This window comes from Microcella sp. (genome assembly GCF_030645145.1).
GTDB lineage: Bacteria > Actinomycetota > Actinomycetes > Actinomycetales > Microbacteriaceae > Microcella.
This window is the reverse complement of the sequence record NZ_JAUSMI010000041.1, coordinates 1-10,207: the sequence shown is the minus strand read 5'-3', so window position 1 is coordinate 10,207 and position 10,207 is coordinate 1. Positions and strand designations below refer to the sequence as shown.

11 protein-coding genes are annotated in these 10,207 nt (G+C 71.9%); 9 read left to right on the top strand and 2 right to left on the bottom strand.

All coding sequences use genetic code 11. The features are described 5' to 3' along the window. Positions 1 to 336: FHA domain-containing protein (locus Q7T15_RS02410; RefSeq protein WP_304692914.1), on the top strand; the 336-nt coding region annotated here is incomplete at its 5' end. 6 nt (positions 337 to 342) lie between these two features. Here Q7T15_RS02410 and Q7T15_RS02405 read toward each other — a convergent pair. After that, the gene (locus tag Q7T15_RS02405; RefSeq protein ID WP_304692912.1) at positions 343 to 684 is read right to left on the bottom strand and encodes a DUF2200 domain-containing protein; all 342 of its coding nucleotides are present in this window, start codon (positions 682 to 684) and stop codon (positions 343 to 345) included. Between the two features lie 190 nt (positions 685 to 874). On the opposite strand from Q7T15_RS02405, the gene leuC reads away from it, so the two are divergent. From leuC to Q7T15_RS02365, 8 genes are all read left to right on the top strand, one after another. Then, a complete protein-coding gene (gene leuC / locus Q7T15_RS02400) occupies positions 875 to 2,374 on the top strand; it encodes a 3-isopropylmalate dehydratase large subunit (RefSeq protein WP_304692910.1) in 1,500 nt (499 codons plus the stop codon). Beyond that, on the top strand, positions 2,374 to 2,970 hold the full coding sequence (gene leuD / locus Q7T15_RS02395) for a 3-isopropylmalate dehydratase small subunit (RefSeq protein WP_304692908.1): 597 nt from the start codon (positions 2,374 to 2,376) through the stop codon (positions 2,968 to 2,970). The genes leuC and leuD overlap by 1 nt, the downstream gene beginning before the upstream one ends. A gap of 44 nt (positions 2,971 to 3,014) precedes the next feature. Continuing rightward, the gene (gene murA, locus Q7T15_RS02390; protein WP_304692918.1) at positions 3,015 to 4,364 is read left to right on the top strand and encodes a UDP-N-acetylglucosamine 1-carboxyvinyltransferase; all 1,350 of its coding nucleotides are present in this window, start codon (positions 3,015 to 3,017) and stop codon (positions 4,362 to 4,364) included. Between the two features lie 44 nt (positions 4,365 to 4,408). Next, positions 4,409 to 5,203, top strand: coding sequence for a 1-acyl-sn-glycerol-3-phosphate acyltransferase (locus Q7T15_RS02385; protein WP_304692906.1), 795 nt, complete (start codon positions 4,409 to 4,411; stop codon positions 5,201 to 5,203). 46 nt (positions 5,204 to 5,249) lie between these two features. Next, the gene (locus Q7T15_RS02380) at positions 5,250 to 6,278 is read left to right on the top strand and encodes an NAD(P)H-dependent glycerol-3-phosphate dehydrogenase (RefSeq protein ID WP_304692916.1); all 1,029 of its coding nucleotides are present in this window, start codon (positions 5,250 to 5,252) and stop codon (positions 6,276 to 6,278) included. 79 nt (positions 6,279 to 6,357) lie between these two features. Continuing rightward, entirely contained in the window at positions 6,358 to 7,098 is a 741-nt protein-coding gene (locus Q7T15_RS02375; RefSeq protein WP_304692904.1) for an alpha/beta fold hydrolase, read from the top strand. After that, complete coding sequence (locus tag Q7T15_RS02370) at positions 7,095 to 8,687, top strand: UDP-N-acetylmuramoyl-tripeptide--D-alanyl-D-alanine ligase (protein WP_304692901.1); 1,593 nt, start codon at positions 7,095 to 7,097, stop codon at positions 8,685 to 8,687. The genes Q7T15_RS02375 and Q7T15_RS02370 overlap by 4 nt, the downstream gene beginning before the upstream one ends. 52 nt (positions 8,688 to 8,739) lie before the next feature. Continuing rightward, positions 8,740 to 9,897 carry a hypothetical protein gene (locus Q7T15_RS02365; RefSeq protein ID WP_304692897.1) on the top strand — a complete coding sequence of 386 codons (1,158 nt, stop codon included), beginning with the start codon at positions 8,740 to 8,742 and terminating at the stop codon, positions 9,895 to 9,897. A 195-nt stretch (positions 9,898 to 10,092) separates the two neighbouring features. On the opposite strand, the gene Q7T15_RS12325 is transcribed toward Q7T15_RS02365, so the two are convergent. Next, the coding region (locus Q7T15_RS12325; RefSeq protein ID WP_370689082.1) for an integrase core domain-containing protein at positions 10,093 to 10,207 on the bottom strand (115 nt) is incomplete at its 5' end.

The window sequence follows — 10,207 nt, the reverse complement described above, 5'->3', positions numbered from 1 at the left end:
CCCGGAGCGCTCGCGATCGAGCTGCCCGACGGCCGTCGCCTGCCGGTCACGGGTCGGATGCTGCTCGGGCGCGACCCCGCCGAGCTCGACGGCTGGCGCGGCGCCGAGCTCGTGCGCCTCACGGATCCGCAGCGCTCGGTGTCGAAGACGCACGCGGCGATCGAGCCGGATCAGGGCGCTCTGCTCGTCCACGACCTCGCGTCGACGAACGGCACGGAGCGCGCGACCCCCGAGGGGCAGCTCCTGCCGGTCTCGCCCGGCCACCCGCTGCGGGTCGAGGCGGGCGACGCGCTCCACCTCGGGTCGTTCCGGATCCGCCTCCTCGACGGGTCCTGACCGGCGTCAGCTCCGCAGAACCTTCTCCATCGCCTTGCCGCGCGCGAGCTCGTCGACGAGCTTGTCGAGGTATCGGATGCGCTTCATGAGCGGGTCCTCGATCTCCTCCACCCGCACGCCGCAGATGACGCCCGTGATGAGCTCGGCCTTGGGGTTGAGGTGCGCCGCGGCGAAGAACTCCGCGAACGTCGAGCCTTGCTCGAGGTGTCGCGCGAGCTCGTCGTCGTCGAGTCCCGTGAGCCACTCGATGACCTGGTCGAGCTCGGCGCGCGTGCGGCCCTTGCGCTCGAGCTTCGTCACGTAGAGCGGATACACGGCCGAGACCGCTACCCCGAAGACCCGATGCATGCGTGCAGTGTAGACCCGGGCCCGCGGGCGCCCGGGCGCGGGCGAGCGGGGCGCCGATGATAGTCTGGGCCGATGCTTCTCGGTCGACTCCTCCTTCGTCGCCGCGGCGAGTCCTGATCCTCCAGGCCACTCTCGTCGCGGAGTCCGCCGTCGGCCGGAACCCCTGAACGAAGAAGGACACGATCGCGTCATGACCGCTCACTCCGTCGACACCTCTCGTCCGCGCACGCTCGCCGAGAAGGTGTGGGAATCGCATCTCGTCGCCAAGGGCGAGAACGGCGAGCCCGACCTGCTCTACATCGACCTCCACCTCGTCCACGAGGTCACGAGCCCCCAGGCCTTCGACGGCCTCCGCATGGCGGGCCGACCCGTCCGCCGACCCGATCTGACGATCGCCACGGAGGACCACAACACCCCGACGCTCGCGATCGACAAGCCGATCGCCGAGCCGACGAGCCGCATCCAGATCGAGACGCTGCGGAAGAACTGCGCCGAGTTCGGCGTGCGCCTGCACTCGCTCGGCGACGTCGAGCAGGGCATCGTGCACGTCGTCGGTCCGCAGCTCGGACTCACGATGCCGGGCATCACCGTCGTCTGCGGCGACTCGCACACCTCGACGCACGGCGCGTTCGGCGCCCTCGCGATGGGCATCGGCACGAGCGAGGTCGAGCACGTGCTCGCGACGCAGACGCTGCCGCTCAAGCCCTTCAAGACGATGGCGATCACGGTCGAGGGCACACTGCGACCCGGCGTCACGGCGAAGGACATCATCCTCGCGGTCATCGCCAAGATCGGCACGGGCGGCGGTCAGGGCTACGTCCTCGAGTACCGAGGCTCCGCGATCCGCGCGCTGTCGATGGACGGCCGCATGACGATCTGCAACATGTCGATCGAGGCGGGTGCGCGCGCCGGCATGGTCGCCCCCGACGAGACGACCTTCGCCTACCTCCAGGGCCGCCCGCACGCGCCCGAGGGCGCGAACTGGGACGCCGCGATCGAGCACTGGTCGACGCTCCGCACCGACGACGACGCGGTCTTCGACGCCGAGGTGTTCATCGACGCCGACGAGCTCGAGCCCTTCGTCACGTGGGGCACGAACCCCGGCCAGGGTGTCAACCTCAACGACTCGGTGCCCGACCCGTCGACGATCATCGATCCCAATGAGCGCAGCGCCGCCGAGCGCGCGCTCGAGTACATGGATCTGACGGCCGGCACCCCGATGAAGGAGATCGCCGTCGACGCGGTCTTCATGGGCTCGTGCACGAACAGCCGCCTCGACGACCTGCGCGTCTTCGCCTCGATCATCAAGGGCCAGAAGAAGGCGGACGGCGTGCGCGTCATGGTCGTCCCCGGCTCGGCCCGGGTGCGCCTGGAGGCCGAGGCGGAGGGCATCGACAAGGTCGTGGAGGCCTTCGGCGGCGAGTGGCGCTTCGCCGGCTGCTCGATGTGCCTCGGCATGAACCCCGACCAGCTCGCGCCGGGCGAGCGCTGCGCCTCGACGAGCAACCGCAACTTCGAGGGCCGGCAGGGCAAGGGCGGGCGCACGCACCTCGTGAGCCCTCTCGTCGCCGCCGCCACGGCCATCCGCGGCACGCTCTCGAGCCCGGCCGACCTCGTCGCCGACGGCATCGCGGTGGATCCGAGCCTGCTCGACGCGGGCATGGCCGACTCGACGAAGGCGGGTGTGTGATGGAGAGGATCACGACGATCACCGGAGTCGCGGTGCCGCTGCGCCGCTCCAACGTCGATACGGACCAGATCATCCCCGCCGTGTACCTCAAGCGCGTGACGAAGACCGGCTACGACGACGGGCTGTTCTCGGCCTGGCGGCAGGACCCGGAGTTCGTACTCAACCAGCCGGCGTACGCGAACCCGCGCGTGCTCATCGCCGGCCCCGACTTCGGCACCGGCTCGAGCCGCGAGCACGCCGTGTGGGCGCTGCGCGACTTCGGCTTCCGCGCCGTCATCAGCCCGCGGTTCGGCGACATCTTCCGCGGCAACGCCGGCAAGCAGGGCCTCCTGGCCGGCACCGTCGACGAGCCGACGGTCGAGCGCATGTGGGCCGCCATCGAGGCGGAGCCCGGGCTCGAGGCGACGGTCGATCTCGAGGCGAGGAATGTCCGCGTCGGCGATATCGTTGCCCCCTTCGACATCGACGACTACACGCGGTGGCGCCTGCTGGAGGGGCTCGACGACATCGGGCTGACCCTCCGCGACGAGCAGGCGATCACCGATTTCGAGGCCCGCCGCGAAGCATGGCGGCCGCGCACGCTCCCCGCCCGGTGAACCCGGGCAGAACGGAAGAGGCACCAGTGACCACGACCCTCGACATGGACTCCCAGAAGGCCGCCCAGCGCGTCGGCCTCGCCTCCGACACGATCGTGATCCACGGCGGCAAGCCGCTCACGGGCCGCATCGAGGTCCGCGGGGCGAAGAACCTCGTCACGAAGGCGATGGTCGCGGCGCTCCTCGCCGACGACCCGAGCACGCTCAAGTCGGTGCCCGAGATCAGCGACGTCCACGTCGTCCGCGGGCTCCTCGAGGCGCACGGCGTCGTCGTGACCGAGCAGGCCCCCGGCGAGCTCCTCCTCGACACCACGAACGTGCAGAGCGCGCACATCGCCGAGATCAACGCGCACGCCGGGTCGAGCCGCATCCCGATCCTGTTCTGCGGCCCGCTGCTGCACCAGCTCGGCGAGGCGTTCATCCCCGACCTCGGCGGCTGCAAGATCGGCGACCGCCCGATCGACTTCCACCTCAACGCCCTCCGCGCCCTCGGCGCGACCGTCGAGAAGCTCGACGACGGCATCCGCCTCACCGCCCCGAACGGGCTCAGCGGCGCGCGCATCGAGCTGCCGTACCCGAGCGTCGGCGCGACCGAGCAGGTCCTGCTCTCCGCGGTCCGCGCCAAGGGCACAACGGAGCTCAAGAACGCCGCGATCGAGCCCGAGATCATGGATCTCATCGCGATCCTGCAGAAGATGGGCGCGATCATCTCGGTCGAGCCCAACCGCGTCATCGTGATCGAGGGCGTCGAGAAGCTGCACGGCTACCTGCACTCCGCGATCTTCGACCGCAACGAGGCCGCGAGCTGGGCATCCGCCGCTCTCGCGACCCGCGGCGACATCGTCGTCGGCGGGGCGAAGCAGCAGGAGCTCATGACGTTCCTCAACGTCTACCGGAAGGCCGGCGGCATGTTCGACGTGCTCGAGGACGGCATCCGCTTCTGGCACCCCGGCACTCCGCTGCGCCCCGTCATGGTCGAGACCGACGTGCACCCCGGCTTCATGACCGACTGGCAGCAGCCGCTCATCGTCGCCCTCACTCAGGCCGAGGGCCAGTCGGTCGTGCACGAGACCGTCTACGAGAACCGCTTCGGGTTCACCGAGGCGCTCAACGAGATGGGCGCCGACATCGTCGTCTACAAGAGCGGCATCGCGTCGATCACGCGCCGCGTGCCGCGCCGTCCGCTCGAGCAGGCTGCCGTCATCACGGGCCCGACGCCGCTGCACGGCGCCGACGTCCGGGTCCCCGACCTCCGCGGCGGCTTCAGCCACCTCATCGCCGCTCTCGCGGCCGAGGGCACCTCGACGATCAGCAACGTCGGCATCATTAGCCGCGGCTACGAGCTGTTCATCGACAAGCTCGAGCAGCTCGGCGCCGACTTCGAGCTCGCCTGAGGCGGGTTCCCGAGCGGGGTCGCGGCACCGGCTAGCCTGGTGCCGTGACCGACGACACCCCCTCGAGCACGACCGCGGCTCCGAGTCCTGACGGCCGCCCCGTGAAGCGGCGGCGCGAGAAGACGGCGATCTGGTACTTCCTCGCCGCCCTGCTCCTGCCGATCCTGACGGTCATGGCGAAGTACGTGACGGTCGACGGCCACAAGGTCCCGAAGCACGGCGCGTTCATCCTCTCGCCGAACCACTACAGCGAGATCGACCCCGTCATCATGGGCCGCTTCGTGTGGGGGCTCGGCCGCGTCCCGCGGTTCCTCGCCAAGTCGAGCGTGTTCAAGAACCCGATCGTCGGCGCGATCCTCCGCGCCTCCGGGCAGATCCCCGTCGAGCGCGAGGGCGGGGGGCGCTCCGCGGCGCCGCTCCGAGCGGCCAAGCAGCTCGTCGACAACGAGCTCGCCGTCATCATCTACCCCGAGGGCACGCTCACGCGCGACCCGGAGCTGTGGCCCATGCGCGGCAAGAGCGGCGCGGTGCGGATGGCGCTGACCGCGGGCGTCCCGATCATCCCCGCGGCCCACTGGGGCACGCAGCACGTCATGGCGCGGTACTCGAAGAAGATCAGCTTCTTCCCGCGCAAGCGCATCGTGTGCAAGTTCGGCGACCCCGTCGACCTGAGCGACCTCATGGGCCGCCCGATCGACCAGGCGGTGCTCGCCGAGGGCACCGACCGCGTCATGAACGCGATCGCCGCCCTGCTCGGCGACCTGCGCGGCGAGACGCCGCCGGCCGAGCGGTGGGATCCGGTGAAGAACAACCAGAAGGAGACCGGCCGTTTTGAGTGACGCGACGCCCGCGCGCGAGCATCCGCCGCTGACCGAGGCGCTGCGACTGCCGCTCGCCCACATCGAACCGGATGCCCTCCGCATCGCCGTCCTCGGCGCCGGTTCCTGGGGCACCACCTTCGCGAAGCTGCTCGCCGACGGCGGCAGCGACGTCGTCCTCTGGGCGCGGCGCCGCGAGGTGGCGCAGGAGATCACCGAGACCCACCGCAACAGCGACTACCTGCCGGGCATCAACCTGCCGCCGAACCTGCGCGCGCACGACTCGCTCGAGCGCGTGCTCGCGGGTGCGCAGCAGGTCTACCTCTCGGTGCCGAGCCAGTCGCTGCGCTCGAACCTCCACTCGATCAAGGACATCGTGCCGCCCGACGTGCCGATCGTCAGCCTGATGAAGGGCGTCGAGCGCGGAACGGGACTGCGGATGAGCGAGGTCATCGCGTCGGAGCTCGAGGTCGACCCCGGCCGCATCGCCGTCGTGAGCGGGCCCAACCTCGCCCTCGAGATCGCCAAGCAGCAGCCGACCGCCGCGGTCGTCGCGAGCTCGAGCCGGGCGACCGCCGTCGCGGTCGCGGCCGCCGCGACGAACGACTACTTCGCCTCGTTCGTCAACACCGACGTCATCGGCACCGAGTTCGGCGGCGTTCTGAAGAACCTCATCGCGGTCGCCGTGGGCATCGCCGACGGCGTCGGCTACGGCGAGAACACGAAGGCCTCGATCATCACGCGCGGCCTCGTCGAGCTCACGCACTTCGCGGTCGCGTACGGCGCACGCCCCGAGACGATGTCGGGCCTCGCGGGGCTCGGCGACCTCATCGCGACGTGCGAGTCGAAGCTCTCGCGCAACAACACCGCCGGCCGATTGCTCGGGCAGGGCTACGCCTTCACCGAGGTCATCGCGCAGATGAATCAGACCGCCGAGGGCCTCTCGTCGGTCGGCCCCATCCTCGAGCTCGCCGAGCAGCGCGGCGTGCACATGCCGATCGTCGCGCAGGTGGCGCAGGTGCTCGACGGCACGCTCGACCCGCGCGAGCTCGCCCCGCACCTCGCGACCGACAGCGACGAGCCGCAGGGCGAGTGAGGCGCGCAGAGCCGGACGGCGCGCGAGCGCGCCGCATCCTGACCCCTGTTCGGGGGATCCCTGACGGTAGGCTGAACGCGTGATCACCTCACTCGCGGGCGGCCGCGTTCTCGCCGAGAAGACCGGAGCCACCCCTCCGCGCGTCGTCGCCCTCCACGGGTGGGGTCGTGACGGCACCGACTTCCAGACGATCGTGTCGGGCCTCGACGCCGTGAGCCTGCACCTGCCAGGCTTCGGCCCGGCGCCCGCTCCCGACGAGGTCTGGGGCACCGAGGAGTACGCCGAGCTCGTCGCCGAGGCCATCGCCGCCTACGCGCCCGTCGTGATCGTCGGCCACTCGTTCGGCGGCCGCATCGCCGTGCGCCTCGCGGCCCGCCGCCCCGAGCTCGTCCGCGGCCTCGTCCTCACGGGCGCCCCCCTCGTGCGCCTCGCCGCGCCCGCCGCCCCGCCGCTGTCGTACCGCATCGCGCGCTGGGCGAACGGTGCCGGCCTCCTGAGCGACGAGCGCATGGATGCCCTGCGCAACCAGCGCGGGTCCGCCGACTACCGCGCCGCTCAGGGCGTCATGCGCGGCGTGCTCGTGAAGACCGTGGGCGAGAACTACGACGACGACCTCGCGGCGCTCACGTGCCCCGTGCGCATGGTGTGGGGCGAGGGCGACACCGCCGCCCCGACCGACGCCGGTCGCGTCGCCGCCGAGCGCTGCGGCGCGAGCTTCCGCGTCGTCGGCGGCACCGAGCACCTCCTCACGGGCGACCTCGAGCTCGCCGTGCGCGAGGAGCTCCTGACCTTCCTCGACGAACTGGACCGCACCGCATGACCCTGCTGACCTCGCCGTTCACCCTCGTGGCGCTCGGCCTGGCGGTCGTCGCCGCCGTGCCCGTCGCCGCCCGCTGGCTGCGCGTCGCCCAGCGCGAGCACTACGTTCCGACGTGGGTCTCGCGCATGGCGGGCCTGTGGCTCACGCGCGAGCCGCTGACCCTGCTCGGTGCGGCGGTGGCCGCTCTGCTCGTCGTCGTCGCCGCGATCGGCATCGTCTCGACGGGCGCCGACTCGCTCCTCGCCCTCGCGGCCCTCGCGGCGGTCGTGCTGCTCGCCCTCCTCCCGTTCGGGCTCAAGCCCCGCGGCACCTCGGCGAAGTTCGTGCTCACCGACCGCGTCAAGCGCCTGCTCGTCGCGTGGATCCTTGTGCACCTCGTCGCCGCCCTCGCGCTCGCCGCGGTCCTCGGCGCCGCGGGCCCCGCGCTCGTGCTCCTGCTGAGCGCGCCGCTCACCGACCTCGCCCTCGCGATCACGGCGCCGATCGAGAAGGCCGGATCGAAGAGGTTCGTCGACCAGGCTCGCAAGCGCCTCGACCAGGTCAAGCCGCGCGTCGTGGCCATCACCGGCTCGTACGGCAAGACGAGCACGAAGAACTACGTCGCCCACCTGCTGTCGGCCACGTACACGACCGTCGCGAGCCCCGCATCCTTCAACAACCGCCTCGGCCTCTCTCGCGCGGTCAACGACAAGCTCGTGCCGGGCACCGAGATCTTCGTCGCCGAGATGGGCATCTTCGGCGCAGGCGAGATCCGCGAGCTGTCGACGCACTTCCCGCCCGACATCGCCGCGATCACGGTCATCGGTGAGGCGCACCTGCAGCGCATGCGCTCGACCGACGTGATCTTCCGCGCGAAGGCCGAGATCACCGAGCGGGCCCGCACCGTCGTGCTGCCGATCGACGACGAGCGCCTCGCGCGCCTCGCCGAGGAGTGCACGGCGGCCGGCAAGCGCGTCGTGACGGTGTCGCTGCGGCCGGGCGCCGACGCGGACGTCGTGCTCGACGCGACGGGCGCCGACGATGCCGCCTCGACGGGAGCCGCGACCATCCGCATCGGGCGCGACGCGGCGCCGACGCCCGTGACGATCTCGAGCACCGGTCACGCCGTCAACATCGCGGTCGCGGCGGGCATCGCCCTCGCGGCGGATGTCCCCGTCGCGACGATCGCGGGCCGCCTCTCCGACCTCCCCGGCTCGCAGCACCGCGCCGAGGTGCAGCAGGCCCCGAGCGGCGCGCTCGTCATCGACGACACCTACAACTCCAACCCCGTCGGGGCGCACCGCGCGCTCGAGGGCGCCGCGCGCCTCGCCGCCGAGCGCGGGGGAGACCTCGTCGTCGTGACCCCCGGCATGGTCGAGCTCGGTCCCGTGCAGGCCGAGCGCAACCGCGCCTTCGGCGCCGCCATCAAGGCGGCCGGGGCGACCCTCTACGCCGTCGGCCGCACCAACCGCGCCGCGCTCCTCGAGGGGTACGGCGCCGGCGCCCACGCGGTCGACTCGCGCGAGGCCGCGGTCGCCGAGGCCGTCCGTGCCGCCGCCGACCGGGGCGTTATCCTCTACGAGAACGACCTCCCCGACCACTATCCGTGAGTCGCCGCCCGGGGAGGCACCAGGCCGCGGCGCACGACCTGACAGGGGAATCATGAGCGCTGCCGCGCAGTCCGCACCGTGGGCCGTCGTCTTCGGAGGGCCGAGCCCCGAGCACGAGATCTCCATCCTCACCGGGCTGCAGGCCGAGCGCGTGCTCACCGCCGCGGGCCACCGCGTCGTACCGATCTACTGGTCGCCGACGGGGGAGTGGTTCCGTGTGCCGGACGCGACCGAGGCGAAGGACTACCTCGAGGGCGCCCCGCGCGACTCGGTCGCGCTCGAGGTGCGGCTCTCCGGCGAGCCGGGGATCTACCGCCGCAAGAAGTTCGGCGCAGACAAGCTGGAGCTCGAAGCCGCGCTGCTGTGCCTGCACGGCGGCGTCGGCGAGGGCGGCGGCGCCGCCGCCGTCTTCTCGCTGCTGGGCATCCCCGCCACAGGGTCGACACTCTTCGCCGGGGCCGTGGGCATGGACAAGCTCGCGTTCGGCGGTCTCATGACGGCCGCGGGCATCCCCTCGCTGCCGCGCGAGGCCGTGTCGACCCTGCGCGAGCCGAGCTTCGGCGGGCCGTACATCGTCAAGCCGCGGTTCGGCGGCTCGTCGATCGGCATCGAGATCGCGGACGACATCGAGGCGGCGCGCGCGCTCGCGGGCGCGAGCGTCCACCTGCGCAACGGGGCCGTGCTCGAGCCGTACCGGCCCGAGCTCGTCGACCTCAACATCTCGTTCCGCACGCACCCCGAGCTCGAGATCACGCAGCTCGAGAAGCCGCTGCGCGGCGAGAGCCAGAGCGCGCTCTACTCGTACGCCGAGAAGTACCTCACGGGCGGCGCCGGAGCCGACGCGGGCCTCTCGAGCGCCCCGCGCGAGTTCCCCGCCGAGGTCGCCGAGAGCGTGCACGAGGCCGCGCGCGGCCTCGCGGCCCGCGTCGCCGACGTCACGCGCCTCACGGGCGTCGTGCGCGTCGACCTCCTGCTCGACGAGGCCACGGGCGAGCTGTTCGTCAACGAGGTCAACTCGATCCCCGGCGCGCTGTCGCTCTACCTGTGGGCGCCGCAGCGACCCGCGGCCGAGGTGCTCGTCGACGCGATCGTCGAGGCGCGCGACAAGCGCATCGTCTTCCCGCAGGCGGGCTTCGGCGGCGGGGCCGCGCTCCGCGCCGCGGGCGGCATCGCGGGCAAGCTCGTCGGGCTCGACGGACCGCGCGCGTAGGTCGCGGGCGCTCCGGCTCCTCGGCTGCCGCTGCTCGTCCGCGCCTCACCACTCCCGGCACCAGCCACCCCGCCCGGCGGGGCGACCCGCGCCGACGATGGAGACTCGCGCGGTGCGCCGCGTGCACGGTCACTCGGCGCGATGCGGTCGGGGCCGACGCTCAGACGGTCTAGCTGTAGTTCCCAGTGACGTTGTTCATGCTGCCGCAAGTGCGGTGATCGGGCTTCTGTGGCCCAGAGAGCCATGGGGTCGCTGCGTGTTGTAGTAGCGAACCCATTCTGGCAGGACCGCCCGACGATGCTCACTGTCG

Bases quoted from the DNA above. Each gene is read 5' to 3' on its own strand.
- Q7T15_RS02405 (WP_304692912.1), bottom strand. From the start codon at position 684: ATGCATCGGGTCTTCGGGGTAGCGGTCTCGGCCGTGTATCCGCTCTAC.
- leuC (WP_304692910.1), top strand. From the start codon at position 875: ATGACCGCTCACTCCGTCGACACCTCTCGTCCGCGCACGCTCGCCGAG.
- leuD (WP_304692908.1), top strand. From the start codon at position 2,374: ATGGAGAGGATCACGACGATCACCGGAGTCGCGGTGCCGCTGCGCCGC.
- murA (WP_304692918.1), top strand. From the start codon at position 3,015: ATGGACTCCCAGAAGGCCGCCCAGCGCGTCGGCCTCGCCTCCGACACG.
- Q7T15_RS02370 (WP_304692901.1), top strand. From the start codon at position 7,095: ATGACCCTGCTGACCTCGCCGTTCACCCTCGTGGCGCTCGGCCTGGCG.
- Q7T15_RS02365 (WP_304692897.1), top strand. From the start codon at position 8,740: ATGAGCGCTGCCGCGCAGTCCGCACCGTGGGCCGTCGTCTTCGGAGGG.